We start from the raw sequence: 26,678 nt of genomic DNA, 5'->3' as shown, positions 1-26,678 counted from the left end.
TGACACTATGCCGTCAATGGTATTCAGCGATGGCCCAATCTGCGGCCCGGCGTTGAATGTGGCGGATGTCTCCGCCATTGTCCCGGTCCATGCCGCCGCGGACCCCACGATCACCATGACTTGCCGACACCACCCTCGCTTCGGAAAGCGGCCAAATGCCACGGCGTAAGGACATTTGGCGCTGTGGCATCGTGCGGACCCCGGCTTCGCAACTGATCGTGAGCGGCAGCGCCGACGCGCAGGTGCATTGGTTGGACGAGGAGCCGGCGTTCACGTTTCTGGCCGACCCCTTCGGAAGAATGAGGGGGCCCGATCTTCACCTCTTTGTCGAACAGTACGACTACCGCACCCGCCACGGGCGGATCGAGCGGCTCGTCCTGGATGCGCAGTTCAATCTTGTAGATCGCTCGGTGGCGCTGGCCGAGCCTTGGCACTTGTCCTACCCTTTCGTGTTCGAGGGGGAAGGCGCGACCTGGATGCTGCCAGAAGCGCATCGGTCCGGCACGCTGACGCTCTATCGCGCTCATGGCGACATGGAAGATTGGCGGGCGGAATGCACCATCGCGCTGGACTGCGTGCCGGTAGACGCATCGATCCTGCGCCATGGCGGGCGCTGGTGGCTGCTCTATGCATCGGCGCACAGCCGGGAAAGCAAGGTGGCAGAGCTTCATGTGGCCTGGGCCGACACGCTGACGGGGCCTTGGATGCCCCATCCCGGTAATCCCGTTCGGCGCGATCGTCAGTCTGCCCGGCCCGGCGGAACGCCCATCATCATAGACGGGCACATCGTGCTGCCGGTGCAGGATTGCACGCGAACCTACGGAGGGGCGACCCGGCCGTTATGGATCGACACACTGGACGAGGGCCATTTCTCGGCGACCGCGGGCGATCCTTTGCCCTATCCCGCGACAGCGCCCCGCAACTGTGAGGGGATGCACACTTTTTCGGCGTGCGGGCCACTGACGCTGATCGACGTCAAGACAGTCGACCGATCGCTGGCGGGCCTCAGGATCGAACTGGGCCGAGTGCTGCGACGCGCCTCCAGATAGCCTGACCCGCCGCCTCGAACCGCGCTTGGGAGAAGCGTTCCAGCACCAGCGCGCGCGAGGCCTGCCCCATCGCCGCCAGCTTGTCAGGGTCGCTCAACGCCATGCGCAGGGCTTGCGCGAATGCGCCGACATCTCCCGGCGGCCGCACCCATCCGGTCTGGCCCGGGACGATGGTGAAGCCCAGTTCGCCCACTCGTGACGCGATTACCGGCAGCCCGGCGCTCATCGCCTCATGCGCGGCGATGCAAAAGCCCTCGGATCGGGATGGCTGCACGTATAGATGCTGGGCCGCCAGGTAATCGCGCGGGTTCTCGACATAGCCTGGCAAGCGCATCGGCAAGGCGTGTGCGGCGATCTCGGCTTCCAGACTTGCCCGCTCGGTGCCCTCGCCCGCAATCGTCACTTCGAAGGAGACCGGCGCCCGAAAGCCGTTGCGAGCCAGCTCGGCAAGAGCAGCGACCAGGACATCGTAGCCTTTCACCGGATGCAAGCGCCCGAGGCTGCCGATCCGCAGGATTTCGCCGGACTGCCAGCTTCGCGCAGTCGGCATGGACGGATCTGCGGCGAAGATCGGCCACAACTCCAGCCGATCGGCGGGCACTTTCAGCCTGTCACGCGTGAGTTCGGCCACGCACTCGGAGTCCGCCACCCACAGGCTCGCTCTGGCCTGGAGCAGACGCAGGAGACGGCGATTCCACGGCTTCAGGAATGCGGCATGCTGCCAGGCGATCACCGGCAGATGCATGCCCGGACCCGCAAGCAGCCCCAAGATCGTTGCGCGGCTCAGCGATGTCCACAAGTGGGTTGCGCCCCACGCCTGCACCTCACGCTTGATCCAGTGATGGGCGGCCAGGTGGTCCGTCTCCCCGCCGTCTCGCACCAAGGGATCGAGCCCGGCTTGCGCCATCGCCGGAAGCGCGCGACCATCCCGGCGGGTCAGGGCGAAGACCCGCACTTGCGCTCCGCAAGCGCGCAATACGCTTGCTATCGCGGGCACGGGCAGGGCCGCGCCCCCGCCCTCGACCGAGTTGATGAGGTAGGCGATCCGGGGGCGCATCAGTGCCGCAGGCTGGATCGCCAGACCAACATCACTAGCAGGCCGCTGGCCAGGATCGCCTGGCCAAGCGCCTGATAAGCCGCCCCCATCAGCCCGTAGCGCTCCAGCAATAGCGGCAGTGCGCCCAGAAACACCAGGCTGGCGAAGAGGTTTGCCATCACGGACCGCGATGGCTGCCCCAGCGCGGCAAGCGCCGAACTACAGGCAGGAGCGACCAGGGCGACGGCTCGGGCCAACACCAGCAGCACCATCGGCGCGGCGGCGGCATCAAAGCGTGAACCTGCCAGCAAATGGACGATGAACGCGGGGAACGCCAGCACTACCAGCACGACCGGAACGGTGGCCAGAAGCGCGATCGACACGACCCGCATCAGCGTGCGCCGCAAGGGCCGACCGCCCTGCCCCGCCGCGACGATGTGGGCCAATTCCGCGTAGGCAGTGTTGCCCAAAATCTGTGCCGGTTGCGCAATGATCACCGTCGCGCGCTGGGCCACCGCAAGCAAGCCCGCAGCCGCAGGGCCCAGCACCCATCCGACGATCAGCGGCGCGGCGCGGCCCGCGAACTCACTCAGGGTCACGTCCGCATTCGTCGCCAGCATGAAGCGCCAGACGCCGGCGTTCTCCTGCGTTACTCGACCCGCATCCGGACGGCGCAGCGCCGGCCCCAGTTCGCGCGCGGCCAGCCAGAGGCCCATCGCCCACATCACGGCGAATTCCAGCACGGCGGCCAGCATCCAGACAACAAGGAACGATTTCAGCCCCCAGCCCATGGCGATCACCAACAGGCAGCCGCCAAGCCGCACCACCGGTTGCACCAGATTATGCACCCCCAGCAGATCGAAACGGCCCAGCAATTGCAGGTAGCCCGCCGGCGTCGAGCGCACGGAGCCCAGCACGGCCAGCGCATAGAACGGCGCAAAGGCCATCGCCTTTGGCGGCCAGCCCAGGTGCGGCCCGACATAGGGCACCAGCACGAAGGCCGAGGCGATCGCCAAGAGGCCCGCCGAAAGCTCCAGCACCGCGCCAAAGCGCAACAAGCGGCCAAGCCGGTGCCGGTCATCATCCGCCGCCGCCTCGGCGCCATAGCGCACGATCGCCTGCCAGGCGGGAAACTCGATCACGCCGCACACGGTGGTGACGTAGGCGTGGACGAGGACCAAGACGCCGTATTCTTCCGGTCCCAAAAAGCGGGTGGCCAGGAACAGGTACGCCAGGCTGATCAGCCCGGCACCGGCCTTGCCGCCCAGGACTAGACCCAGCCCTGAGAAGATACGCCGAACATTGCCGCGCACCTTTTGACGGGACGACGCATCCACCGGGACGGTGGCACTCAGCACGGCGGACGGTCCCACGATCCTTCGACCAGCCGCTTAGGCGGCCGGCGCAAGCTTGAGGTGACGAGACCGCGTACGCCGTCCCTCGGCAAATCGCGCGATGGCATCGGCGGCGCGAACGGACGACGGCGTGTTGGTGATGTCAAAGCTCTCGGCGAAAAGTTCTTGCTGGGTCGCGCTATATATCCGCTCGTGCAAATCATCACAGCGTTTAAGTGCGTCCGGCAGCTCGTCGGGGCTCTCGATCACTTCGCCCAGCGTCCAATGCCGGAAGTTGGGATCGCCCTTCCACGCATGACGATGGCTGTTGAGGAAGATGCAGGGCCGTGGCCTGAGCAGAAACTCGTACACCTGGCTGCTGGCATCGCCGAGGTAGATATCGGCGGACAAGGTATAGGTCATGTCGGTCGCAGCGCGGCTGCCAAGGTCGATCTTGATGTTGTCTCCGCGCAGGAATCGCATCGGTATGTCGCCTGCACGGTCCAGCGTCAGCTTGTCGATCGTGACCACGAAGGGCCGTTCGAACAGCATGACATGCGGTGCGAACAGCAGGCCGTAATAGGGATCGCCGACGAAGGTATCGAACACCGCATGGCCGTGTTTGTACCAGGAAGACAGGTGTGGGGAGACGTGGGGGTTGTAGAACACCGCCTTTTCCACCGTCGGCAGAAAGCGATGGGTGGGTGCGTCACGCACCAGATCGAACTTGGGATAACCGACCACGCTGATGTTATCTGCCGGGACCCGTGCCTCCTCGATAAGCCGCGCGCGGACCTTGGCACCTGAACACAGAACATGGTCGAACCGGGCGCTGGCGGGATCGAAACCGATCGCCCTATCGCCGGCGCCATGACGGGTATGGACGATCGCAAGGTCATGCAGGCCATAGCGATCCTTCAGCACCAGCGAAGTCTTTTCCGCCACGACCAGCACATCCAGGCTGCGGAAGAACGGCAGATTGTCACGATAGATAAGCAGCTTGGATGCAGGCACGACCCGCCCCAGCACGCCATCGACGCGGCGGGTCAGCTTCGATGGCGAAAGCTCGACATGCTCTATGCTCTGCCCAATCGCCTCACCGGCAATCCGGCGTACTTCTGCCGCGAGGCGGGCGTTGGTTGTGGCGACGATGATCTCGTCCGAACAATCAACTTCTGCCATGGCGAGCGCGATTGGCAAGCTGTGCGCCACCTGGTGAATCTGATCGTGGTTGAATAGGAATCCGATGCGCATCGTTCATCGACTCCACGGCCGCACAAAACCCGCATCGCGTTAGACAAAGAATGTTACAGAAGCGCGGGAGCGACCAGCGCGCCCGTGCGCTCCGTCGCTACTGGAGAAATACTACCGCCGCTTGCCTCGTCCTTTCGTCATCAAGTCGGGCTTGGTGGGCGGGGTCCATCCGGAAGGAGGCGCGAGACGCTCCTGGCTCGTGCCCAGTCCCATCGCACCCTGCTGTTGCCGCGTCAGGCCGGAAAGGTCCGCCGTTGCCGCCTCGTCTGCGGTTGCCCCACCCCGCATGAGGCTGATCACATCACGCAATCGTCTGGCTTCTTCGAAGTCGAGGGCGGCAGCCGCCGCCTCCATCTTCTTGCGCAGTTCCTCGATCGTATCGGTCATGGCGACTATAACGCCCCAACCGGGTCTTCGGATCGAGCGGGTGCAACGCCTTAGGAAAAGCAGGCTTCACCATACCCCTGAGGGCAACGGCGGTACGCCGTGGAACCGACCTGCCCCGTGAAGGCTATGGCGGGATGACGGAAGATCGCAAAAGTGGCTCACGTGCGGTTCCGCGCGGGCGTCTATCAAGGCTTAGCACATTCGGGCGGCTCGCCGGCGGCGTGGCGGGTGGCATGCTCGCCGAAGGCGCGCGACGGCTGGCCCAGGGGGAGCGCCCCCGCCTCAACGACCTTATCCTGACGCCTGGCAATGCGGCTCGCCTGGCCGACCGGCTTGCCCACTTGCGCGGCGCGGCCATGAAGCTGGGGCAGATGATTTCAATGGACGCCGGGGATGTTCTGCCTGCGGAGCTGTCGACCATCCTCGCCCGGCTGAGAGACCAGGCGCAGCGCATGCCCCCCGCTCAGCTCGATCGTGTGCTAAAGCGGGAGTGGGGCGCTGACTGGCGCCGTCGCTTCCGCCATTTCGAGGCGACGCCGATCGCGGCCGCTTCGATCGGTCAGGTCCACCGGGCTACCCTGCCCGATGGCCGCGTGCTGGCGATAAAGGTGCAGTATCCGGGCGTAGCCGACAGCATCGACGCCGATGTCGACAACGTGGCGACCTTGCTGCGTATCTCGAACATGCTTCCTGCCACCATCGACCTCGCTCCGCTGCTGGCAGAAGCCAAGCGACAGTTGGCTGAGGAAACGGACTATCTGCGCGAGGGCCGCGAACTGCAGCGGTTTGGCGATCTGCTCAGCGGAGATACGCGCTATGTCGTGCCCGTATTGGAGGAAGCGCTCACCACGCCGCGCGTGCTGGCGATGAGCTTCGTGGCAGGCGCTCCGATCGAGAACCTCGCCACCGCGTCACAGGCCGATCGCAACGCAGCGATGACCGCGCTGATCGAACTGGTCTTGCGCGAGCTTTTTACCTTCGGTGTGATGCAGACCGACCCCAACTTCGCGAACTACCGCTGGCAGTCGGATACGAAGACGCTGGTCTTGCTGGATTTCGGCGCCGCCCGCCCAGTTTTGGCCCAGACCTCGGACGCCTACCGGCGCTTGATCGAAGCTGGTTTGGCGCGCGATCTGGATAAGGTGCGCGAGACTGCGCTGGAGACGGGTTTTATCGGCCCGGGAGCCGATACCGCGCATCGTCCAGCGATCGATCGCATCATCCGCGCGATCGATGCTGCCATGAACCGGGAGGGGCCGTTCGATTTTGGAGACCGCGCTTTCGTACCGGTCGTGCGTCAGGAGGCTGAAGCGATGCTGGCGGATCGCGCCGCCTGGCACGTGCCGCCGGTGGACACCCTGTTCGTCCAGCGCAAGGTCAGCGGCACGGCGCTGCTGGCAGCCCGGCTGAGAGCTCGCGTGCAGGTCCGCGAACTAGCGGCGGCTGCGATCACATCTGAAAGCAGACACCCCCAGCACGCTCTCGGCGATAACCAGGACGATCGATCAGAGACCGTGCCTCGTCCGCCCGCCTCTCTGGTTTAGCGGGATGATTTTGCCTTGTGTTCCGCCAGCAGCTTGTCCAGCTCGCTGATCCGGAGACGCTGCGGCGTGTCTCTGGCAAGGCCCTTCATCCGACATTCGGCCCACAATTGCCTGCGTTCGGATTCCAGCGCGCGTAGATACAGATCAGCCAATCATCGTCTCCTGTCGCGGCCTTTATCGGCGCGTGAGCGACGCAATGCCGCAGCGCCGCTGTTCACCGCATCCTCTTCCGCCAACTTGCGCCAGCGGTCCACGCGGGCGGGGTCGAGCCGACCGTCCGCCATGGCGGCGCGTATGGCGCATTCCGGCTCGTCCGCGTGCGTGCAGTTCGCAAACTTGCAATCCAGCGTTATGGCCGCCACGTCGTCGAAAACTTCCGTCACGCCAGCGGCGACCTCGGACATCTGAAGTTCGCGCATGCCTGGCGTGTCCACCAGCCACCCGCCTCCATCCAGACCGGGCGCGAGACGATGCATCTGGCGGACTGTGGTCGTATGCCGGCCCTTCCCGTCGTCTTCTCGCACGGGCTGGGTCTCGATATTGGTCGATCCCGTAAGGGTGTTGACCAAGGTCGATTTGCCGACACCGGACGACCCCACCAAAGCCACGGTCTGACCAAACCCACAGAACCGCGCGAGCTTGTCGGCACTGCTCGGATCGCGCCCGTTGACCAGCTCCACCTGCAGATCCGCCTGGAGCGCGCGCGCAGCCTCAACCAAGGCATCGGCATCGGAAGACAAGTCGGCTTTCGTCAGGACCACAACGGCGCGTACACCCACCTCACCCGCAAGCACCAGATAGCGCTCCAATCGCGCGACGTTGAAGTCCTGATCGCAGGACGTCACGATGAACAGCGTATCGACATTGGCGGCAATCAATTGCACGCGGCGCTGATCGCCGGGAGCCGGACGCTTGAACAGGCTCGCCCGGTCCAGAATATGCACGAGATCACGCGTTTCCCGGTCGATCAGCAGCCAGTCGCCAACCGTCGGCCGTTTCTCCGCTCCGTCGCCATGGGGCAGTTTGGACGAGATCGAATCCTCGATCCCCTCGCCCGAAACCGTCACGCGTCCCCGATGGACCGACATCACCCGCACAGGCTGGCAAGAGCCGCGCTGCTCGGGGGTGACCTGTTCGCTGAAGAAAGGCCTCCAGCCCAGTTGCGCCAGGACAGGATTGGTAGTTTCCGCCAAGGGCTCAGGCGCCCCCTGACTGATCCGGGTCCAGCGTTCCCTGCTGCTCCGCGCGCTTGTTGGCCTTGGCTAACGCCTTCTTCGCGGCCTCTTCGGCCCTGAGCCGTTCGCGCTCACGACGCTCGAAATCGTAATTGGGTTTGCGTGGAATGTCGGTCGCTCCGTTTCCAAAGGTACTATCTGGGCAGCTGCTGGGCGCTAAGCCTTGGAACCTGCGCCTAGACCAATCCGTCGCGCACGGCCAGCAGGCAAGCGCACGCTGCTCCCGTCTCCGTGGGCGGCGGCGGCGGCACCGCTATGGAGTGGGCGACGAGGAAAAAGTTTGAACCGAGCGGCCGTTGGAGCGTTGCTTCGCTGAACACCTTCCAAAAGGCCATTTCCCCTCATGCGCTACAATAACCTCGGCCGCACCGGCCTGTTCGTTTCCGAGATTTGTCTGGGCACGATGACGTTTGGTGGCAGCAGCGCCGGCATGTGGGGGAAGATCGGCCAGCTTGGCCAGGATGACGCCGATACGCTCGTTCGCACCGCGGTCGAAGGCGGGGTCAACTTCATCGACACCGCCGACGTCTATGCGGACGGGACATCGGAAGAGATCACCGGTCAAGCCATTCGCAACCTGGGCCTGAAGCGTGATGAGATCATTGTCGCCACCAAAGGTTTCGGTGCAACGGGTCAAGGCCCGAACGCCCGTGGCGCCTCTCGGTATCATCTGATCGATGCCTGCAAGGCGAGCCTGAAGCGGCTCCAGCTTGACCATGTGGATCTTTACCAGATTCACGGTTTCGATCCGGTGACCCCGATCGAGGAAACGCTGCGGGCGCTCGATACGCTCGTTCAGCATGGCCATGTCCGCTATATCGGCGTTTCGAACTGGGCGGCATGGCAGATCACCAAGGCACTTGGGATCGCGGAACGGCTAGGCCTCCACCGCCTGGCATCGCTGCAGGCCTACTACACGCTTGTCGGCCGCGAACTGGAACGTGAGATCACGCCGATGCTGATGTCGGAAGAAGTGGGGTTGATGGTGTGGAGCCCGCTCGCCGGTGGCTTTCTCTCGGGTAAGTACAGCGCGAACGAACCTGGCGAAGGTCGCCGCGCAGCTTTCGCGTTCCCGCCCGTCGAACCGAGCCGTGGCGATTCCGTCATCGCGGCCCTGCGGCCCATTGCAGAGGCCCATGGCGTATCCGTAGCGCGCATCGCGCTGGCCTGGCTACTGCACCAGCGATCGGTGACAAGCGTGATCGTGGGCGCGAAACGTCCCGACCAGTTGACGGACAACTTGGCCGCGACCGAAATCGACCTCACCAGTGATGAACTGGCCGCGCTCGATAAAGTGAGCGCGATCCCGCAGGAATACCCCGGCTGGATGTTCGAACGCCAAGGGCAACTGCAGCGCGATCTGTTGGCGCAACGGCGATAGGCGGAGCCACCATCGCATCGCCACGAAGTTGGTCTGCGATCGCGAGCTTTACGCCGCGCGGCTTGGCGGACGCCTGTGGGTGTGGCAGGCCATGGGGTATGACGGAGTACAAGCGATGAGCGTCGCGTTTCGGCGCGAAGGGGATGACGAGCATCTCGAACCCAAGTTCGAGCTGCCGCTTCCGCCCGGCCCCAATCTGGTCACGCCACGCGGGCTGGCACTGATCGGATCGAAGGTCGCAGAGTTGGAAGCGATGCTGCCGACCCTCACTGACGAGTCGGCACTCACGGCAACGCGGCGAACGCTGCGGTACTGGCGGACCCGGTTGGCCACGGCACAACTGATGGACATGCCCGACTGCTCGCACGTCGCTTTCGGTTGCCGGGTCACGATCAGGATGAACGGAAAGCAGCGGACGATCGCGATCGTCGGCGACGACGAAGCCAATCCCAAGAAAGGTCTGCTCGCGTTTTCCGCTCCTCTTTGCCGTGCGATCATGGATGTGGGCGTCGGCGAGGAGGTTCCGTTTGGCGACAGTGGCGCTCTTATAGAGATATTGGAGATCGCGCCTCTGGAAGCTTGAGGCTGCGGCAGGTTTCACCAGCTGATGTAGTCTGGCGGAATGCGCCGTCGTCAGATCAACCGCCGGCCACACTGGGGAAGTCGCCCGACGCTGGGCGTCAATGATCAGGACTGGCATCGCGCCTCAGATGGCGTTTACCAAAGGCATTACCGCCACAAACAGAAACCCCCGCCGGGTCTTTAGACCTGACGGGGGTTTGTGGTGCGCCCGGAACGATTCGAACGTCCGACCCTCAGATTCGTAGTCTGATGCTCTATCCAGCTGAGCTACGGGCGCGTTGGAGGGCTGCCAATAGAAGCGGTTCGATATGTTGGCAAGCCGAGAAACGATGCCTGTTGAAGTTTTTTTGCCATTGGGACGCATTCCGGATTTTTCGTCCGCCCGGCCCGCAGAAACGACCACAAGTCATACACGGCGGGGCCGGCGAACCCGGTCCTAGTTTGAAGGCTTCGCCGGGCTGATTCGCAGCAGCACGCTCTCATCCTCGTCGGTCAAGGCATAGAGCAAGCCGTCGGGCCCTTGCCGCACATCCTTGAAGCGCTGGTGCAGATCCCCAAGCAACATTTCCTGCCGCAATTCCTGCAGCTTGTCGTCCAGCACCACGCGGACCAGCGAGCCGGTACCGTTGATCTCACCGCGCCGGGCGCTGGCGATGAAGACATTGCCTTTCCATGCCGGGAACTTGTCCCCGCTGTAGACGGTGATCCCGGCCGGCGCGATCGCAGGCATCCAGATCATCAGCGGCGGCTCGGTGCCGGGGCCGACCGGCGTCCTGGGAAGCGGCGATCCCCCATACTCCGTGCCATACGTGAAGAGCGGCCAGCCGTAGTTGCGCCCCGGCTGAATGCGATTGAGTTCATCGCCTCCCATCGGTCCGTGCTCAGAGGCCAGGACGTTGCCCTTCGCGTCAAAGGCGATGCCCAGCGGATCACGATGCCCGTAGCTGTAGATTTCGGGCCGAGCGCCCTTCGTCGCTACAAACGGGTTGCCCGGCGCCGGCTTCCCGTCGGCGGTGACGTGCAGCACCTTGCCGTAGATGCTATCCGTGCGCTGGGCGGACTGGATGTCCCCAGTGCTGAGCGCGCCGACACTGACATACAGGGTCTGGTCGGGCGCAACGAGGATGCGCGATCCCCCGGCTCCGATCACGGTTTCTCCAACCACGATGTCCTTGACCTCGACCAGCCGCATGTCGCGCAATCGCGCCTTCGCGACGATGGTGGTGACCGTCAGCCGCCCTGCTTTCGCATCCAGGGCGACCGGGCGATTGTAGGTGAAATAAAGGGTCCCGCTGGTGGCAAAGTCATTCGCCAGCGCCACGTCCTGTATGCCCAGTACGTCATCGGGCAGTACATGAGGCTGTTTGCTGAAATCTGGAAGGCCGGCGATCGGCTGAGGTGCCAGCGTGGGCCGCTCGCCCGTGGCTCCACGCAGGAATCGCAGACGTTGGCCGCGTTCCACGATCAGCGCGTCGCCATTCGGCAGAAAGGCAAACGCATAGCCATGCGCCAACCCCCGCGCGAGGACATCCACACGCAATCCATGCTGCTCTGCTGTGTCATAGGTGAAGGGCCCGGGACCGACCGCGACCGGCGTCAGGCCGACTTCTTGCGGGTCAGCGTGAAGCGGCAGCGCGGTACTCAGCGCGATCCCCGCGCAAATCAGATGCCGCAAAGGGGTGGTCAAACGCATGATGAACCTTCCATTCAGAACCGTGACGGCGGGGCAGATACGGCGCTTGTCCGCGCCCCGCCGCCATGGTCGATATCGCGATAATGCGAATCCCCCTGCCCTTCCTGTCAAAGCGACAAGCATCGATCACCGTCGACGCCTGCCGCTTTCACACTAGGAAAGGCGCAGGTCAGTCGGTCAGAATGTCTTTTCGACGTTGACGCCCAGGGTGCGCGGCTGGGTGTAGTTAAACCAGAGCGGGTTGAACGTAGTCTGGTTGTTGAACCCGCCACCGGTAAAGCCACGCTTGTTCGTCAGGTTCTGAACGAAGAGGTTCACCCGCCAGGTGTCGCCCTTAAAACCGCCATTGAGGTCGAACTGAGTGTAGGCTGGGTAGGTCTGACGCAAGGCCGCCTGCGCGGCCGAGGGCACGAATTCGCCCTTGCGCAGCCCCACATAGCTGACCGCCAGATTGGCAAACCCGGTTACAGTTTCGCTCAAGGGGACCTCCTGGTTCGCGGACACGCGGCCCGACCAACGGCTGGAATATGGCAGGCGGTCCCCCTTGGCGGCATAGACGGCGCTGAGTGCGGTGAAATCCTCGCGCAGAGTCGCATCTGTGTACGCGCCCCAGGCCGTAAGCGTCAGCCCCTCGGTCGGCCTGGCTTCGAACGAGGCTTCGACGCCGCGGCTCCGCGCCCGGTTGGCGTTCGCGTTGTAGTTGAAGGTGCCGCTGGGCGCGACCTGCGTCACCTGGATATCCTTCCAGTCGATCAGGTAGAGCGAAATGTCATAGGACAGTGAGCGGTCGAACAGATCGCCCTTGGCGCCCAATTCGTAGTTCACCGTCTTGTCGGGCCGGTAGGAGCAGGGAATGCCCACGTCGCACGTGGCGTTCGGCCCACCGGGACGGTAGCCGCTGGCGATCCGCCCGTAGATCATGTGGTCGCGCGATATCTTGAAGCGCGGGGTGAAGTGGTACGTCAGCGCATGTCCCTTCGACGAGGGAGTCGAGAACAGGCCTTCGGGCGGCCCGAAGAACGTGAACTCGCGATGGTGCAGCCGCTGCTTGTTCTCGCTATAGCGCAAGCCGCCCTGCAGATCGAAACGATCGGAAAGGCGCACGCTCAGGTTGGTGAACCCGGCATATTCCTTGAATGTCAGGTTGTCTCGCCACACGATCGGCAGGCCATAGACATCACCATTGGTGGCGTCCGTGGCGAACGTGATGATGGCGTATTTCGTGGCCTCTTTGGTGAAGAAGCCTCCGACGATCCAGTCGATATCATCGGTGATAGGCGTAGAGACGCGCACTTCCTGGGAGAACTTCTTGACGCGGTATTCCTGCCGCAGCGTCGTTGCCCAGCGCGTCACTTGCGGGTTGCCATAGACATCGGGCCAAAGGGCCGTCAGCGCCGCGGCCGAAAAGTCCACCGTGTCGTAGTTGTCGCTGATCGAATAACCGGTGAGTGACGTCAGCATGGAATTGCCCAGCGAGGCGTTGATGACCGCGCTATAGCTCTGGTTCTTCCATTCGCTAGGCCCGGTGCCGAACTGGTTGGTCTGCTTATACCGCGATCCGGTGCTGCTATCGACGTCCGAGGAGCCGAAAATCTTGCGTTCCTGGATCAGCGCGCTCAGCTTCAGCGAGAAATCGGAAGACGGCTTCCATAGCGCAGACAGCCGACCGCCGGTGACGCGGACTTTGTTCACATTGTCACGCCCGGTCACGATGTTGTCGATATAGCCCGGGTCTTCACGCGTGAAGGCGCTGGCGCGCACGGCGACTGTCTCGGTGACCGGCACGTTGACGGCACCGCGCACGTTGTAGCCCACATCGCCGCCCGAGCCGCGGATAGTGTTGAGACCCGCGCCGACCACGCCGCTGAAGCCTTCGGTGGAAGGATCGACCGTCACGTACTTGACCAGGCCGCCCATGCTGCTGGCGCCATAGAGCGTGCCCTGCGGCCCGCGCAGCACTTCGATGCGCGCCAGTTCCGACGGATCGAGATCGGGCGCGCTGCCGAACAGGCCCGCAAGGCCGGCCGATGAGCCATAAGGCACGTCATCGATGGTATAGCCGACCACCGGATTGCCCGTGGCAGGTCCTGTCGTGATGCCACGGATCGAAAGATTGGCGCGGTTGTTCTGGAACTGCAGATTCAAGCCCGGAACGCTGGAGAAAAAGTCCTGCGCCTTCAGCTGGTTCTGTTCCAGCAGGGCACTGGCGGTGACGGCCGTCACGGGTACCGGAACATCCTGAAGCCGTTCCTCGCGCTTTTGCGCGGTGACGATGATATCCGAACTGAGGCTGCCGTTAGCGCCTGCTGTCGAGCCCACCTCCTGCGCCATTGCGGTTGCCGGAAGCAGGGCAAGCGCCAGCAAACCAGCCATCGAAGCCGAAGCCATGACGGACGCACGAATACTCTGTTTACCCACGATAATACCCCCATTCCCTAAAGACGTTTTTGTTCTTCCTGCGCGGGGCACTGTCGCCTGACGGCGGCGCGCCCTCTTACGGTATTGATCCATCGAGGCTGTGAGCTGCCGCTTGCACGACCTGGCGCCACCAGCGATCTGGCAGCGCATGGCCACACCTTCCCGGTTCACCGAAACTGTGATGACGCGATGAAGTTGTTGCCCCTAGGTCGCCTCAGCCGCTCACGAGCAAGTCCGGAAAACTTCCTTGTCGCCCCTGCCTCTGATCTGACTGGAGGATCGTATCAGCGAGGGGCTTGAGCGCTCATTGCATGATGGGCCACCGCCTTTGTAATGATGGCCATATACGTATAGCCCACTCATCTTTGGCCGAGATCATGTGCGCCGGGCCCTAGCAACCGGTTGGCGCATCTTGCGTCGTCGCCACCACAACAGCAGCCCGGTGGCGCAAAGCGTTGCGACCACCAGCCCGATAAGGGAGACGGCCACTTGCCAGGGCCGCCCGCCGATCGCCGTGACGTGCAGCGCCATCAGCCAACTGGTGACGGTGTTCGCGCCATGCTGCCCTGTCGGGAGCTGCAGCCCCAGGAATCTGCCGCTTCGCGCATCGATGGCTATCGTGGCGGCGGTGGCCGGAGAGTCCGTTTCCGTGGGATTGCCCTGCCCGTCCAGCAGATCGCGCGACGTGTGCATGAGGTAAAAATAAACGCCCAGGTCGCGGCGATACTCGATCGCGGCGGGCTGCTTTAGGGTGAACCGATGCGCCCTGGCCTGCTCCTCGAAATAGCGCTGACCCAGGTCTGCTGCCTGGAACCACGTCACCGGCGGATCGATCAGCGGTTCAGCCAGCGCCGGGACGGGGGGCCGCTCCTGAAAGTGCGTATAATCGGCAAACAGGTTGACGGCACCGGCGTACATTCCACCAAGGTTCAGCGCAAAGCCGGTCACCGCGAAGACGAGCAACAACGGCCACAGCCACAAACCGGAAGCGCGATGCAGATCGAGCAGGCGCCGCGCGGGCGGCGCGCCCTTGCTGAGCTTCCACGATGTGGACCACCGCTGCAGGAACGAGCGCTGCCTGACGCCGGGCTTGGCCGGCTTGAGCTTTGGCGGCAGCGTCAGATAGAGCCCGATCAGGCTCTCCAGTGCCCACGCCAGGCCCAGAATGCCGATCAGCAGGATCCCCAGCCCCAGCGGGAACAAGAGCGCGTAATGGAGATAGTAGAGAAACGAAAACAGGCCTGAGCCCTTAACCGATGGCTGTCCGATCATCCTCTGGCCCAGCCGCTCACCCGTATAGGGATTGGCGAAAACCTCATCGTAATCGAGCGGGAACGGCTGGCCGGATGCGGGATCGATGGCGGGCATCACACGGGAGAAAAGCGACTGATCCGGCTGTTGCGGAAACTGCAGCGAGAAGACGTGCGATCGCGGATCCTGCGCCTCCAGCTTGGCCCGGATCCGTAACGCATCGCGCACGGTCCATCCCTGCGGCTGAGGCTGGACGACGCGCATCGGTGCGTTGAAGCTGCGTTCCAGATCGTCGTACCAGGCGATGATGCTGCCAGTGACGGCGATGATGATCAGGAAAACGGCCAGCAGCAACCCGAGATATCGGTGGATCAGTACGTTCGCGGTCTGAAATCGCGTCGGCTTGCCCATCTTGCGCCCACCAATAAACTCACCTGGCTTTCGGCCGCCGGCAAGTTGCCCTTGTTGCCCGTCCCTCGTCGAAGAACTTACACCCGCTTTGGCGAGGCTGCGGAACGGCCAAGCCGCACGGGTCCATTGCAATTTCGGCCAAGCCCGGAGTCGCGCGGCCGGATCGGTGTGGTCGGGGGGTGATTGCGCTATCGGTTTTGCCGCGCTACAGGCCGGTCATTCGCAAGGACCCGGTGAAACTCCGGGTGGCTATTCCGGCCGCCGATCCGCCGGATAACGTTCGTCGCGGGCCGATCGCTTTCGGTCCACGTAAGCCCCGCCTCGCGACATCGTCGGTTTTCCAACATGCAAACAACATCCCTCGCGCGGTATCGCGCCGAATGGTTCGACAGCGCCGCCGGTGCGCGTCGCGATATCCTTGCCGGCATGGTGGGCACCTTTGCCCTGATCCCGGAAGTCATCGCCTTTTCCTTCGTGGCGGGCATCGATCCCGAAGTCGGCCTGTTCGCGTCCTTCATGATCGGCATCGTCCTGGCCTTCGCAGGCGGTCGACCGGCGATGATTTCGGGCGCGGCAGGTTCCGTGGCGCTGGTCGCGGCGGCGCTGGTTCATTCCCACGGACTGCAATACCTGCTGGCCGCGACGCTTCTGGCCGGACTGCTGCAGATCGTATTCGGCCTGATGAAGCTGGATATCCTGATGCGCTTCGTCTCGCGCTCGGTCAGGACCGGCTTCGTCAACGCGCTCGCCATCCTCATCTTTTCGGCCCAGGTGCCGCAGATGCTGAATGTCACCTGGCACACCTACGCCATGATCGCCGGAGGACTGGCGATCATCTATCTGGCACCCCGGGTGACAAAGGCCATCCCTTCACCTCTGATCTGCATCGTCGTCCTCACCGGGATCAGCCTGGCCTACCCGATGCCGATCCATACCGTCGCCGATCTGGGCCGACTGCCTTCCTCCCTGCCCTCCTTTACCTGGCCCGGCGTGCCGATGTCTTGGGACACCTTGCGCATCGTGTTTCCCTACGCCCTTGCGATGGCAGCGGTGGGCCTGCTGGAATCGATGATGACCGCCAGCGTCGTCGATGACCTGACGGAGACCACTAGCAACAAGGCCCGCGAATGCACCGGCCTTGGTCTGGCAAACGTCGCCGCCGGGCTGTTTGGCGGCATCGCCGGCTGCGGAATGATCGGGCAAACCGTGGGCAACGTCCGCTACGGTGGACGCGGACGCCTCTCCACCCTGGTCGCGGGTGTCTTCCTGCTGCTGGTGATGGTGCCACTGCGGCCCTGGGTAGCGCAAGTTCCCGTGGCCGCCCTTGTCGCGATCATGGTGATGGTATCGATCAGCACGTTTTCCTGGGGATCGATCCGCGACCTTGCCCGTCATCCCAAGGTTTCGGGTTTCGTCATGCTGGCGACCGTCATCGTCACCGTCGCGACGCATGATCTATCCGCGGGCGTGGCGGTAGGAGTGCTGCTGAGCGGCGTGTTCTTCGCCTCCAAGGTGACGCGCATGATGGAGGTGACGGATATTTATGACGAGGCGACCGACACGCGCACCTACACCATCTCGGGCCAGGTATTCTTCGCCAGCGCGGATATTTTTGCCGATCAGTTCGATTTGCGCGACACGGCCGGAAAGGTGCGCATAGACCTGACGCAAAGCCACTTGTGGGACATTACGGCCGTCGGCGCACTTGAGGACGTGGTCACGCGGCTGCGGCATCACGGTATTGTGGTCGACGTCGTGGGACTGAACCAGGCCAGCGCCATCCTGGTGGATCGTCTGTCGCCCACCTTGGCGCGAGTTGGTTAGGAGCCGAGCATAGCGCGGCAAGGCCTTCCGGCGTCTGTGCTCAGTTCACCGTAGCTGGCTGTCCTTGCTGCCACGGCGGTTGATCTGAGAATGGACCACCGCCTTATCGCGCTCGCTCTGGCAGGCCACGCAGGTGCGCACCCCCGGCAAAGCTTCCCGGCGGCGAACGGGAATAGCCTGGCCGCATTCTTCGCAATGCTCCAACCCCTCGCCCGCAGGCATCCGGGCGCGCGCACCGCGCACGGCATCGCTTACCGTGTCATCGATCTGATCCTGCACCGCGCCATCGCGCGACCATCCACCGGCCATTTCGAACTCTTGCGTTGCCCCCCAAACGATGTGGGAAACCCAGTCCCCTCGTTCAATCCTTTGATTTCAATAACAAGCCCACCCGGCGCGCAGCTTCCTCGCCGGGTGGGCCGTGTTCAGCCGAATGGCCGTATTCAGAGGCGATCGGCGTTCATGACCTTGGTCCAGGCGGCCACAAAGTCCGTCACGAACTTCTGCTTGGCATCGTCGGACGCATAGACTTCCGATACGGCGCGCAGTTCCGAGTTCGATCCGAAGATCAGGTCGACTGGCGTCGCCGTCCACTTCACCGCACCGGTTGCCCGGTCCCGGCCTTCGTACAGCCCCTCGGTCGATGCCTTGGACCAGACGTTGTCCATCGACAGAAGGTTCACGAAGAAGTCGTTGCTCAATGTTCCCGCGCGGTTGGTAAGCACACCATTCCGCGAACCGCCGCTGTTTGCGCCCAGTGATCGCAGACCGCCTACCAGTACGGTCATCTCGGGCACCGTCAGGTTTAGCGCATCGGCTTTCAGCACCAGTTCCTCCGGCGGACTGACGTCCGCCGTGGGGTTGTAGTAGTTGCGGAAGCCATCGGCCTTGGGCTCCAGGTTGGCGAACGATTTCACATCCGTACGCGCCTGGTCAACATCGACGCGGCCCGGCGTGAAGGGGACGGCCACCTTGTATCCGCCACGCTGCGCCGCTTGCTCGATCGCCGCGTTGCCGCCCAGCACGATCAGGTCGGCCATGGAGACCTGATGCCCGCGCTTGCCGAACTGCGTCTGAACCTGGGTCAGCTTGTCCAGCACCATTGCCAGCTCGGCAGGGTCATTCACCGCCCAGCCACGCTGCGGGTCAAGCCTGAGCCTCGCACCGTTGGCACCACCGCGCATGTCGGTGCTGCGGAAACTGGAGGCCGAGGCCCAGGCGGTCCGGATCAGTTGCGCTTCGCTCAGCCCCGAGGCCAGCACCATCGTCTTGAGCCGTTGCTGATCGGCGGCGTCGACCGGCGCAAAGCTCGCCTGCGGCAGGGTGTCCTGCCAGCTGAAGCTCTGGTTCGGTACGTCCGCCCCCAGATAGCGCGATTGCGGGCCAAGATCGCGATGGGTCAGCTTGAACCACGCCCGGGCAAAGGCCTGTGCGAACTGCTCGGGATTCTTCTGCCAGCGAACCAGGATCGCCTTGAACGCAGGGTCCTCCTTCAGCGCGATGTCCGTCGTGAACATGATCGGGGCATGGCGCACACCGGGCAGATGAGCATCGGGGACTAGATCTGCCCCTGCGCCCTTGGCGGGGATCCACTGCGTGGCCCCGGCCGGGGACTTGGTCTTCACCCAGTCGAAATTGAGCAGGTTGTTGACGTACTCATTGGTGAAGTGCGTGGGATCGGATGACCATGCGCCTTCCAGGCCCGAAGTGACCGTGTCCTCGGCATTGCCCTTGCCGCACTTGTTCTTCCAGCCAAAGCCCTGCTGCTCAGTGGTCGCTGCGGTTGGCTCAACCCCAACGCATTCCTTCTGCGGATGCGCACCATGGGCTTTGCCGAACGTGTGTCCGCCCGCGATCAGCGCCAGCGTCTCTTCATCGTCCATCGCCATGTTGCCAAAGGCGTGGCGAATGTCGGCGGCGGCCCCGATCGGGTCATGATTACCGCCCGGTCCTTCAGGGTTGACGTAGATCAGGCCCATCGTCGTCGCGGCCAGCGGATGCTTCAGCGTGCCATCCGGATTGGAGCGCTCCGTGCCCATCATCTTGGTCTCAGGGCCCCAGAAAACCACGTCAGGCTCCCAGGCATCGACGCGACCGCCCGCGAAGCCCACGGTCTTGAAGCCCATGTCTTCCAGCGCAACGTTGCCGGTCAAGATCATCAGATCGCCCCAGCTCAACTTGGCGCCATACTTCTGCTTGATCGGCCAGACCAGGCGGCGAGCCTTGTCGAGATTGACGTTGTCCGGCCACGAGTTCAACGGATCGAAGCGCTGCTCGGCACCGTCCGACCCGCCGCGACCGTCACCCATGCGATAGGTACCGGCGCTATGCCACGCCATGCGGATGAAGAACGGACCGTAGTTGCCATAATCAGACGGCCACCACGGCTGGGACGTATGAAGCGTCTGGCGAATGTCCGCCTTAACCGCAGCCAGGTCCAGACTCGCGAACTCCTTGGCGTAATTGTAATCCGCACCATAAGGGTTCGCCCCGGTATTTTCGTGCTGGCGCAGGGCCGTCAGGTCAAGCCGGGTCGGCCACCAGTCGCGGTTAGTCATGCCGCCGGGCTTTTGCATCACCGGTGCCGGCGGATCCTGCGTGACCGTCTTGGCGGCGGTGGCCGGCCTGTTGGGCTTGGCCTTGGGCTGCGCGGCGATCACCGGCGATGTGACGAGCGAAACTGCGATCGCGATCAGCGATAGATGCGTCTTTTTCATATAAGCTCCCCTGTCGAACGTAGCGACTGATGGAGTGTTATCCGCAAATCCGAGCGCGCGCCAAATCGAGAAGACCGATGACAGTCATCGCCCATCTTTCCCGGACAATCCGGCTAAAGTTGGGCTCCGCTCCGGATATACATAGAAGGGCTGGCGACTATGGCCGACCGGGTCGGCGCTTGCCTTCACGTCAGTGCCGGTGATCGTCCAACAGATGATCTTTGCCACCCGTTTGCATCGATCGGGCATAATCTTCCGGCAAGAATTCATGCGGATATCCCAAGTCTACCCGCTCACTTCATCAAGCTGTGCGACATGATGATCATCAGGGCTTAAGTCCAGAAATCCCAAAGTAGCCTGCATCACCTGAATGATCGCGCTTCTTCAAGACCGCAGCTCGCGGTCCCATGATGCCGAGCTGAGTCTACAGGCACTTCGAAATAGCCACATATTCAATGCCGAATAAAGGCCGACGCTAGGAGAGGAGATTCACGGCCGATCAAAATCAGCATAAAAATGTCGTCTCGAAGCGCGTTTGAGAAGGAGGGTTTATGATTAATCTGGACAAAGCGGCTGTCGTCGTTGTTGCGGCGGAAGCAAACACCGCGGTCGAAGCACTAATTAGCGCGTATGTGGAACATTTGCGCTTCTCTACGGAAGCTATCGAGGGCGTCCGTAGGTCAGAATTACCTATTTCCCAATGTCGACGATTGATCGGCCAACTCTTGCGCGCGCAAATGGCCGCTGCCGATTGGCTCAAGCACACCGAAGCCGCGATCTCGACGCTGCATGTCATCCATAGGCACAGTAATCAAGCCGAAGTCGATATTGGCTGTGCTGCACCCTGGGGCAATCAGTTTTTCACAACCGGTGAAATATCGAAATTCGAAACGCACGACCAATAACGAGCATCGCTGAAGCTGTCGGCGGCAGAAATAAGAGCGCAAACGGGACTGGGCAACCTGCGCTAATAGACAACCCATAAATCAGAACGATTACGCAATCCGCACAGGCACCATTGGCCATAAGTTCGATTTAAAGGAGACCGAAGCCTACTGGCGGAGAGGGTGGGATTCGAACCCACGGTACGGTCTCCCGTACACCGCATTTCGAGTGCGGCGCATTCGACCACTCTGCCACCTCTCCGCAGAGGTCTTGCGCTGTGCGGGGTGTCCCGCTGGTCGAGCGAGGGGCGCGGTTAGCTCAAGGTTGGCCGCTTGCCAAGCCCTTTATCGCGATCGCGGGGGATGAGCGCTAGTCCCTCGCTTGTTTGGCCCCGGGGGCGGGCCTATATCTTCATGCATGAACCGTGCTTCTTTCTTCTCCCCCCAGGCTGGCCGCATCATCGAAGCGCCGCGCAAGGCGCGGGCCCGCTTCGCCATCGGCGATATCGTGCGGCACAAGTCTCACGATTTTCGCGGTGTGGTCTTCGATATCGATCCCGTCTTCGCCAACAGCGAGGAGTGGTACGAATCCATCCCGGCAGAGCTGCGGCCGCTGCGCGAGCAGCCGTTCTATCACCTTTTGGCCGAGAGCGACGATTCCAGCTACGTGGCCTATGTCAGCCAGCAGAACTTGCTGGAGGACGGTGATGGCGGACCGGTGGACCATCCCTCCATCACGCAGATCTTCGACGACTTCGCGGACGGGCACTATCAGATCCGGCGCGGCATGGCGCACTGAGGCAGGTCAGCCGTGAGATTGACCGCGGCGGCTGGAGGCTCAGCTCTTCAGCTTCCAGCCCGAGCGCAGCACCAGATAGGTGGTCAGGCATAGCACGGCGTTTAGCACACCCAGGCCGATGGCGGAATGCAGCACCGCCATATTGGTATCGCCGATGTCGCTGCGCCCTAGGAAGCCGAAGCGGAAGCCTGAGATCACATAGAAGAACGGGTTGAAGCGGCTGACCGTTTGAAACGCGGGCGCCAGGTTATCAATCACGTAGAACGTGCCAGATAGCAGCGACAGCGGTGCGATCACAAAGTTCGTGATGGCGGCGTTATGGTCGAACTTTTCCGCCCAGACGGAAGAGAGCAACCCCAGCAGCGCCAGGAACCCCGACCCCATCAGCGCGAACCAGATGACGGCCCAGGGGTGCGCAACGTGCAGATGAACCTGCGGCCACAGAAGCATCCCACCGGTCAGCGCCAGGCCGACCAGCAAAGCGCGGGTCATCGCCGCCGCCGTCATCGCCAGCATCAGTTCGCCCTCGGTCAGCGGGGGCATCAGGAAATCGATGATCGTGCCCTGGATCTTGCCCGCCAGGAACGAGAAGCTGGCGTTGGCAAAGGCGTTCTGCATCATCCCCATCACGATGAGGCCCGGCGCGACGAAGGTGGCGAAATTCACGCCCAGCACTTCCTTGCCGCCCCGCCCCAGTGCGACGGTGAAGATCACCAGGAACAACATCGTCGTGATGGCGGGGGCCCAGATCGTCTGGGTCTGCACCTTGAAGAACCGGCGCACTTCCTTCATATAAAGGGTCTTGAGCCCCACCCAGTTGACTTGGTGAATCACGGGCTCACCCATAGCCGGAAACGTGCGGGCCGGAAACGACCGGGGTTGCGGAATGGCGGCGGGCGAAATGAGGTCCGCCGAAGAGGGTTGATCGGCCATGGTCCCGCGCCTATCGGCTGACCGCTCCGCAGGCAAGCCCCGCAGGCACGATGGCGACGACTGAGTTGGGCACCACGGTGCCTGGGCAGAGTGTACGGCACCCACCGGGGCCAGAACGAATGGAATGCAGATGAGCTGGACGGACGAGCGGATCGAGAAGCTGAGGAAGATGTGGGAGGGCGGCGCCACCGCCAGCCAGATCGCCGATGAACTGGGTGGCGTCAGCCGCAACGCGGTGATCGGAAAGGCCCACCGCCTCAGCCTGAAGGCCCGCCCTTCCCCGGTGAAGCCGAACGAGAAGCCGGCGCGCCCCGCGCCCGCTCCCGTCGCCGCAGCCAAGCGCCCACGTGACGAGGCGCCCCCGTTTGAGACCGAATCGGCTGCCGCTGCACCGGCGGCACCGGCACCGATTGCGGCCGAGCGCCCGGCACCGATCGCCAGCCCGTCGCCCGCGCCCAGCGCGGCCGCGACGACGGAAAATGCCGATCCGGAAGTGGCCCCCAAGCCGCAGACACGCATCGTCTCGGTCGGCCCGGGCGGCTTCCTGCGCCAGGGTCCGAGCGATCAGCAGCAGCCGATCCCGCCCGCACCGCCGCGTCGCTTGATCCCGGCCAAGCCCAGCGCCGAGATTGCGGACAAGACTAGTCTGCTGGACCTGAACGATCGCATCTGCCGCTGGCCGATGGGTCACCCGGGCGAGCCGGATTTCCACTTCTGCGGTGACAAGGTGAACCCCGGCTTCCCCTATTGCGTAGAGCATTGCGGCCGGGCCTATCAGGCACAGCTGCCACGTGGTGCGCGCCGTCCTCCCCCGCCGATGCCGTTCGGCGGCCCACGGGTCCGCTGATCTAAAAAAGTCAGCGCTGGCGCTGCGATTGGGCTGTTCCCAGTCGCGCGCCGCGCAGGCAAGATCGCTGCATGATCAAGCGATTCGCGTTTTCTGCACCCATCCTGATGCTATTGGCAGCGGCATCCCCCGCGCCGCAAGGCTCATCGCCCGCTGACGTCTACGTCACGGTCCAGACTAGCGCCGGAACGATCACTCTCGACCTGGACGCCGCGCACGCGCCGCTGACGACGGGCAACTTCCTGAAGTACGTGGACGGCAAGCGGTTCGATGGCACCGCGTTCTATCGCGCCATGCATCTGGAATGGGGTACGCCGCCCAACGGGCTAATCCAGGGCGGCACCCAGAACGATCCCAAGCGTATTCTGAAGCCGGTCGCGCATGAGCCCACCAGCCAGACGGGCATCCTCCATAAGCGTGGCACGATCTCGATGGCCCGTTTCGCGCCGGGAACGGCCACGGGCGACTTTTCGATCATGCTGTCCGATCAGCCGGGCCTGGACGCCAAGCCCGACGCTCCGGATGCTGACGCCAAGGCCGGATTTGCGGCTTTCGGGCAGGTCGTCAGCGGGATGGACGTGGTGGAAAAGATCTTCGGTATGCCCCGCTCTGTCACCAAGGGCGTAGGGGTGATGAAAGGCCAGATGCTCGATCCGCCGGTGCGCATCATCAGCATGAAGCGCGTGGCCGCGCCTCCGGCCCCTCCCGCTGCCCCGGCGGTTGCGCCTCCATTTGCGGTGCCGGCTATTCCTTGATGGTGAGGGCATCACCGACGGGGTGGTGCGAATGTGTCTCGACTTCGCTCGACACGAACGGAAGTTGGTGCGCGATAGGTATTCACGCGGCGGGCATCATTTGTCCCGGTGACACCCCTCCTTCGTTCGTGTCGAGCGAAGTCGAGACACAGCCCCCTACCGCCGCTCCGCGCCATTATGCAGCAGCGGGTAGGGGTTAATCGCCACCCCCTGTTGCGACCAGTCGCCCGCTTGATCGACGCTCCAGATCGCAAAGTGCAAGTGTGGGGCCGCGGCGTCGGCATTGCCGGTATGCCCCACCTGCCCCAATGACTGCCCCTGCCGCACCATCTCGCCCTCGCGCAGAGAGGGGTCGTAGGCAAGCAGATGCGCGTAGTAATAGATCAGCCGTCGGTCGGCAGAGCGGACGTAGATCGTGTTGCCGCCATCGGCCGAATAGAACAGCTTTTCCACCCGCCCCGGCGCGGCGGCCTGCACCGCGGTGCCCTCCGTCGCCAGGATATCGATCGCATCGTGATGGCGGGCACCTTCCGCCCGGCCTTGCGAGAACGTATCCGTCAATTGAGCGGGCTTGACCCCAGCCACGGGAATCGCCAGTCCGCTGGGCATCACCGTAGGCGGTAGCGACCTTGCGCCTCTGTCATGGCTTTGCGACGCGTTTCCGCTCAAAGCCCCCACGACGCCGCTGACCGTGGCCGCGGTGCTGGCGGCTTCGACAGCAGCGCCGCGCAAGCTGCGATCCGCGGCAAGGTGATTGCGGTACAGCCAAACGCCCAGGGCGATCCAGAAGATCGAGGTCAGCACGATGCTGGCCGCGATCGCGCGGCTCAATCCCGGCCAGCCGACTTGCATGTTACTTCTCGAACAAGGCAACGGTCCCCGAATGGACCATCTGCGCCAAGCGTGCCGCATCCCAGTTGGTCAAGCGTACGCAGCCATGGCTTTGGGCCCGGCCGATCGTCTGGGGCTCAGGCGTGCCGTGGATACCGTAGTGAGGCTTCGACAAGTCGATCCAGACCACGCCGACCGGACCGTTCGGCCCCGGCGGCAGCTTCTGCTTTTCCTCCTTCGAGTCCGCATCCCAGAACAAGTCCGGGTTGTAGTGGAACGGCGGATTGTGGGCGACGCCCTTCACCTCCCACTTGCCGATCGGCAGCGGATCGTGGCTGGACCCGGTGGTGACGGTGAACACGGCCACAAGCTTGTCTCCGTCATAGGCGCTGAGCGTGCCCTTCGACTTGCTCACCACCACCTTATCGACCTTGGGCTGGCTGCTGCCGACTCCCAGATCGCGCAGCGTGCCTAGCCAGGTCTGGTCATCGATACCTGCCGGATCGAGCGCGTCGGCACCGGTATTGGGAACGCGAATCTGCTGCCCGGCGCGGAACATCGGGGGCGGCGGAGTGCCCGGTGCTGATGATGCGTTCGGCGAAGGAGCGGGTGCCGGCTGCGCTGCGGCAACCGGCGCAGCCTGCGCTCCTGCCGGGGCGCCACCCGGGTTCAGCATGTGCAGCGTCTCGATCGTGGTGTGGAAGCGTTCGGCCAGCTTCTCATCCAGGCTGGCATAACCCAGTTGCGGCATCTTGGCCTGATCGGCCGGCTCCTTGGGCACCGGCGCGAAGGGACCGCGCGCGAAATCCTCGGGAATGGTCACGACCCGGGTGGCCGGGATATTCGACCAGCGCGACAGCATCTGCAAGGTCGCCTGATCGGGCTTGCCGGTCTGCGGCAGGTTGTTCGCCTTTTGGAAGCCGCCCAGCGCATTGCCAAGGGATAGCCCCTCCTTCCCGTCGATCACGCCGGGCGAAAAGCCGAGCCGGTCCAGCACCACCTGCATCTGCATTACCGGGCGCTGCTCGGTATCGGCAACGGCGGGCCGCACCGCCTGGCCCGGCCCTGGATCCTGCGAGGCCATGGCGTCAGCGCCGCTGGCGGGGGTGGCCGCACTCTTGGTGGCACCGGGCTGCTGTTGCGCATTCCCCTTGTCCGCCCCCCTGTCATTGCAGCCAGGCAGCGAGATCAGGGCCAGCGGGATCATCCAGGCAATTGCACGCACGTTCGTCTTCTCCTCCCAGGGGGGCGGCGAACCCACCGTGTTTGTCGCAAGTTAGAACCACCGTGCGGCCATTTGGCTGCAAGCCGCGCACCTCAAGGAAGCCATCTTATATTTCGAGCAACAACGCTTTCGTTGCAGGGACGAGTTCCAGACCCGCAACATCCACGGCAAGTAAAACAGCGGGGAGTACAATTATTTTTTGCCATTGAAATTATGCCCACCAACTACTTGTCTCGGTCTCTTGTCCCCTAACCGTTCGCCGCTCACGCATCGTTAGGGTTTTCGTCC

The 26,678-nt window shown here is 63.4% G+C and carries 23 protein-coding genes, 2 tRNA genes and 1 other annotated feature; of the genes, 9 read left to right on the top strand and 16 right to left on the bottom strand.

All coding sequences use genetic code 11. The features are described 5' to 3' along the window. Window positions 1–155: 155 nt before the first annotated feature. Window positions 156–1,049, top strand: coding sequence for a glucosamine inositolphosphorylceramide transferase family protein (locus tag GGR39_RS06525; RefSeq protein WP_183616359.1), 894 nt, complete (start codon window positions 156–158; stop codon window positions 1,047–1,049). On the opposite strand, the gene GGR39_RS06520 is transcribed toward GGR39_RS06525, so the two are convergent. The 4 genes from GGR39_RS06520 to GGR39_RS06505 all read right to left on the bottom strand — a co-directional run bounded on the left by GGR39_RS06520 (window position 1,006) and on the right by GGR39_RS06505 (window position 5,060). Next, complete coding sequence (locus tag GGR39_RS06520) at window positions 1,006–2,106, bottom strand: glycosyltransferase family 4 protein (protein ID WP_183616358.1); 1,101 nt, start codon at window positions 2,104–2,106, stop codon at window positions 1,006–1,008. The two genes, GGR39_RS06525 and GGR39_RS06520, sit on opposite strands and share 44 nt — an antisense overlap. Then, window positions 2,106–3,458, bottom strand: a complete 1,353-nt coding sequence (locus tag GGR39_RS06515; RefSeq protein WP_343055799.1) for a lipopolysaccharide biosynthesis protein — start codon at window positions 3,456–3,458, stop codon at window positions 2,106–2,108. Before GGR39_RS06515 ends, GGR39_RS06520 begins: the two co-directional genes overlap by 1 nt. 18 nt (window positions 3,459–3,476) lie before the next feature. Further along, complete coding sequence (locus tag GGR39_RS06510) at window positions 3,477–4,673, bottom strand: hypothetical protein (protein WP_183616357.1); 1,197 nt, start codon at window positions 4,671–4,673, stop codon at window positions 3,477–3,479. Window positions 4,674–4,784: 111 nt separating this feature from the next. After that, complete coding sequence (locus tag GGR39_RS06505; RefSeq protein ID WP_183616356.1) at window positions 4,785–5,060, bottom strand: UvrB/UvrC motif-containing protein; 276 nt, start codon at window positions 5,058–5,060, stop codon at window positions 4,785–4,787. Window positions 5,061–5,194: 134 nt separating this feature from the next. Here GGR39_RS06505 and GGR39_RS06500 point away from each other — a divergent pair, with 134 nt between their 5' ends. Further along, a complete protein-coding gene (locus GGR39_RS06500; protein ID WP_183616355.1) occupies window positions 5,195–6,604 on the top strand; it encodes an ABC1 kinase family protein in 1,410 nt (469 codons plus the stop codon). Here GGR39_RS06500 and GGR39_RS06495 read toward each other — a convergent pair. Together GGR39_RS06495 and rsgA are read right to left on the bottom strand one after the other, a co-directional pair. Further along, window positions 6,601–6,756, bottom strand: a complete 156-nt coding sequence (locus GGR39_RS06495; RefSeq protein ID WP_183616354.1) for a hypothetical protein — start codon at window positions 6,754–6,756, stop codon at window positions 6,601–6,603. The genes GGR39_RS06500 and GGR39_RS06495 overlap by 4 nt on opposite strands. After that, entirely contained in the window at window positions 6,757–7,797 is a 1,041-nt protein-coding gene (gene rsgA, locus GGR39_RS06490; RefSeq protein ID WP_246388379.1) for a ribosome small subunit-dependent GTPase A, read from the bottom strand. 385 nt (window positions 7,798–8,182) lie between these two features. Here rsgA and GGR39_RS06485 point away from each other — a divergent pair, with 385 nt between their 5' ends. Beyond that, the gene (locus GGR39_RS06485) at window positions 8,183–9,220 is read left to right on the top strand and encodes an aldo/keto reductase (protein ID WP_183616353.1); all 1,038 of its coding nucleotides are present in this window, start codon (window positions 8,183–8,185) and stop codon (window positions 9,218–9,220) included. A 115-nt stretch (window positions 9,221–9,335) separates the two neighbouring features. Beyond that, the gene (locus GGR39_RS06480; protein ID WP_183616352.1) at window positions 9,336–9,803 is read left to right on the top strand and encodes a GreA/GreB family elongation factor; all 468 of its coding nucleotides are present in this window, start codon (window positions 9,336–9,338) and stop codon (window positions 9,801–9,803) included. Window positions 9,804–10,002: 199 nt separating this feature from the next. Here GGR39_RS06480 and GGR39_RS06475 read toward each other — a convergent pair. The 4 genes from GGR39_RS06475 to GGR39_RS06460 all read right to left on the bottom strand — a co-directional run bounded on the left by GGR39_RS06475 (window position 10,003) and on the right by GGR39_RS06460 (window position 15,575). Continuing rightward, a tRNA-Arg gene (locus GGR39_RS06475) sits at window positions 10,003–10,079 on the bottom strand. Window positions 10,080–10,238: 159 nt separating this feature from the next. Next, complete coding sequence (locus tag GGR39_RS06470) at window positions 10,239–11,495, bottom strand: PQQ-dependent sugar dehydrogenase (protein ID WP_183616351.1); 1,257 nt, start codon at window positions 11,493–11,495, stop codon at window positions 10,239–10,241. Window positions 11,496–11,672: 177 nt separating this feature from the next. Then, window positions 11,673–13,868, bottom strand: coding sequence for a TonB-dependent receptor (locus GGR39_RS06465; protein ID WP_183616350.1), 2,196 nt, complete (start codon window positions 13,866–13,868; stop codon window positions 11,673–11,675). A 420-nt stretch (window positions 13,869–14,288) separates the two neighbouring features. Beyond that, the gene (locus tag GGR39_RS06460) at window positions 14,289–15,575 is read right to left on the bottom strand and encodes a PepSY-associated TM helix domain-containing protein (RefSeq protein WP_183616349.1); all 1,287 of its coding nucleotides are present in this window, start codon (window positions 15,573–15,575) and stop codon (window positions 14,289–14,291) included. Between the two features lie 223 nt (window positions 15,576–15,798). Continuing rightward, window positions 15,799–15,854, top strand: a sequence feature (sul1 is cis-regulatory element that is thought to sense ions involved in sulfur or methionine metabolism; They are found in Alphaproteobacteria). Between the two features lie 66 nt (window positions 15,855–15,920). Here GGR39_RS06460 and GGR39_RS06455 point away from each other — a divergent pair. Next, a complete protein-coding gene (locus GGR39_RS06455; RefSeq protein ID WP_183616348.1) occupies window positions 15,921–17,399 on the top strand; it encodes a SulP family inorganic anion transporter in 1,479 nt (492 codons plus the stop codon). Window positions 17,400–17,444: 45 nt separating this feature from the next. On the opposite strand, the gene GGR39_RS06450 is transcribed toward GGR39_RS06455, so the two are convergent. Then, window positions 17,445–17,708 (bottom strand): DksA/TraR family C4-type zinc finger protein, encoded by a 264-nt coding sequence (locus GGR39_RS06450; RefSeq protein ID WP_058735818.1) that lies wholly within the window; start codon window positions 17,706–17,708, stop codon window positions 17,445–17,447. Window positions 17,709–17,842: 134 nt separating this feature from the next. Continuing rightward, the gene (gene katG, locus GGR39_RS06445; protein ID WP_183616347.1) at window positions 17,843–20,116 is read right to left on the bottom strand and encodes a catalase/peroxidase HPI; all 2,274 of its coding nucleotides are present in this window, start codon (window positions 20,114–20,116) and stop codon (window positions 17,843–17,845) included. A gap of 551 nt (window positions 20,117–20,667) precedes the next feature. On the opposite strand from katG, the gene GGR39_RS06440 reads away from it, so the two are divergent. Beyond that, window positions 20,668–21,021 (top strand): hypothetical protein, encoded by a 354-nt coding sequence (locus GGR39_RS06440; RefSeq protein WP_183616346.1) that lies wholly within the window; start codon window positions 20,668–20,670, stop codon window positions 21,019–21,021. A 151-nt stretch (window positions 21,022–21,172) separates the two neighbouring features. Here the strand turns inward: GGR39_RS06440 and GGR39_RS06435 are convergent. After that, a tRNA-Ser gene (locus GGR39_RS06435) sits at window positions 21,173–21,262 on the bottom strand. A 156-nt stretch (window positions 21,263–21,418) separates the two neighbouring features. Here GGR39_RS06435 and hspQ point away from each other — a divergent pair. Further along, a complete protein-coding gene (hspQ, locus tag GGR39_RS06430; protein WP_183616345.1) occupies window positions 21,419–21,799 on the top strand; it encodes a heat shock protein HspQ in 381 nt (126 codons plus the stop codon). A gap of 39 nt (window positions 21,800–21,838) precedes the next feature. Here hspQ and GGR39_RS06425 read toward each other — a convergent pair whose 3' ends face one another. After that, window positions 21,839–22,732, bottom strand: a complete 894-nt coding sequence (locus GGR39_RS06425) for an ABC transporter permease (RefSeq protein WP_183616344.1) — start codon at window positions 22,730–22,732, stop codon at window positions 21,839–21,841. A gap of 130 nt (window positions 22,733–22,862) precedes the next feature. On the opposite strand from GGR39_RS06425, the gene GGR39_RS06420 reads away from it, so the two are divergent. Together GGR39_RS06420 and GGR39_RS06415 are read left to right on the top strand one after the other, a co-directional pair. Then, window positions 22,863–23,579: a GcrA family cell cycle regulator gene (locus GGR39_RS06420; RefSeq protein WP_183616343.1), complete on the top strand. Its 717-nt coding sequence runs from the start codon at window positions 22,863–22,865 to the stop codon at window positions 23,577–23,579. 71 nt (window positions 23,580–23,650) lie between these two features. Then, window positions 23,651–24,334: a peptidylprolyl isomerase gene (locus tag GGR39_RS06415; RefSeq protein WP_183616342.1), complete on the top strand. Its 684-nt coding sequence runs from the start codon at window positions 23,651–23,653 to the stop codon at window positions 24,332–24,334. Window positions 24,335–24,490: 156 nt separating this feature from the next. Here GGR39_RS06415 and GGR39_RS06410 read toward each other — a convergent pair whose 3' ends face one another. Further along, complete coding sequence (locus GGR39_RS06410; protein WP_246388377.1) at window positions 24,491–25,186, bottom strand: M23 family metallopeptidase; 696 nt, start codon at window positions 25,184–25,186, stop codon at window positions 24,491–24,493. Window position 25,187: 1 nt separating this feature from the next. Next, complete coding sequence (locus tag GGR39_RS06405; RefSeq protein ID WP_343055798.1) at window positions 25,188–26,390, bottom strand: L,D-transpeptidase family protein; 1,203 nt, start codon at window positions 26,388–26,390, stop codon at window positions 25,188–25,190. Window positions 26,391–26,678 lie beyond the last annotated feature (288 nt).

It is taken from the genome of Novosphingobium fluoreni, from assembly GCF_014196615.1.
Lineage (GTDB): Bacteria > Pseudomonadota > Alphaproteobacteria > Sphingomonadales > Sphingomonadaceae > Novosphingobium > Novosphingobium fluoreni.
Note: the sequence above shows the minus strand (reverse complement) of the source record. Positions and strands in the feature narration are given on the sequence as shown.

Excerpts from the sequence above, each read along its gene's own strand:
- GGR39_RS06525 (WP_183616359.1), top strand. The coding sequence starts at position 156 with ATGCCACGGCGTAAGGACATTTGGCGCTGTGGCATCGTGCGGACCCCG.
- GGR39_RS06520 (WP_183616358.1), bottom strand. The coding sequence starts at position 2,106 with ATGCGCCCCCGGATCGCCTACCTCATCAACTCGGTCGAGGGCGGGGGC.
- GGR39_RS06510 (WP_183616357.1), bottom strand. The coding sequence starts at position 4,673 with ATGCGCATCGGATTCCTATTCAACCACGATCAGATTCACCAGGTGGCG.
- GGR39_RS06505 (WP_183616356.1), bottom strand. The coding sequence starts at position 5,060 with ATGACCGATACGATCGAGGAACTGCGCAAGAAGATGGAGGCGGCGGCT.
- GGR39_RS06500 (WP_183616355.1), top strand. The coding sequence starts at position 5,195 with ATGACGGAAGATCGCAAAAGTGGCTCACGTGCGGTTCCGCGCGGGCGT.
- GGR39_RS06485 (WP_183616353.1), top strand. The coding sequence starts at position 8,183 with ATGCGCTACAATAACCTCGGCCGCACCGGCCTGTTCGTTTCCGAGATT.
- GGR39_RS06480 (WP_183616352.1), top strand. The coding sequence starts at position 9,336 with ATGAGCGTCGCGTTTCGGCGCGAAGGGGATGACGAGCATCTCGAACCC.
- GGR39_RS06470 (WP_183616351.1), bottom strand. The coding sequence starts at position 11,495 with ATGCGTTTGACCACCCCTTTGCGGCATCTGATTTGCGCGGGGATCGCG.
- GGR39_RS06465 (WP_183616350.1), bottom strand. The coding sequence starts at position 13,868 with ATGGCTGGTTTGCTGGCGCTTGCCCTGCTTCCGGCAACCGCAATGGCG.
- GGR39_RS06460 (WP_183616349.1), bottom strand. The coding sequence starts at position 15,575 with ATGGGCAAGCCGACGCGATTTCAGACCGCGAACGTACTGATCCACCGA.
- GGR39_RS06455 (WP_183616348.1), top strand. The coding sequence starts at position 15,921 with ATGCAAACAACATCCCTCGCGCGGTATCGCGCCGAATGGTTCGACAGC.
- GGR39_RS06450 (WP_058735818.1), bottom strand. The coding sequence starts at position 17,708 with ATGGCCGGTGGATGGTCGCGCGATGGCGCGGTGCAGGATCAGATCGAT.
- katG (WP_183616347.1), bottom strand. The coding sequence starts at position 20,116 with ATGAAAAAGACGCATCTATCGCTGATCGCGATCGCAGTTTCGCTCGTC.
- GGR39_RS06440 (WP_183616346.1), top strand. The coding sequence starts at position 20,668 with ATGATTAATCTGGACAAAGCGGCTGTCGTCGTTGTTGCGGCGGAAGCA.
- hspQ (WP_183616345.1), top strand. The coding sequence starts at position 21,419 with ATGAACCGTGCTTCTTTCTTCTCCCCCCAGGCTGGCCGCATCATCGAA.
- GGR39_RS06425 (WP_183616344.1), bottom strand. The coding sequence starts at position 22,732 with ATGGCCGATCAACCCTCTTCGGCGGACCTCATTTCGCCCGCCGCCATT.
- GGR39_RS06420 (WP_183616343.1), top strand. The coding sequence starts at position 22,863 with ATGAGCTGGACGGACGAGCGGATCGAGAAGCTGAGGAAGATGTGGGAG.
- GGR39_RS06415 (WP_183616342.1), top strand. The coding sequence starts at position 23,651 with ATGATCAAGCGATTCGCGTTTTCTGCACCCATCCTGATGCTATTGGCA.
- GGR39_RS06410 (WP_246388377.1), bottom strand. The coding sequence starts at position 25,186 with ATGCAAGTCGGCTGGCCGGGATTGAGCCGCGCGATCGCGGCCAGCATC.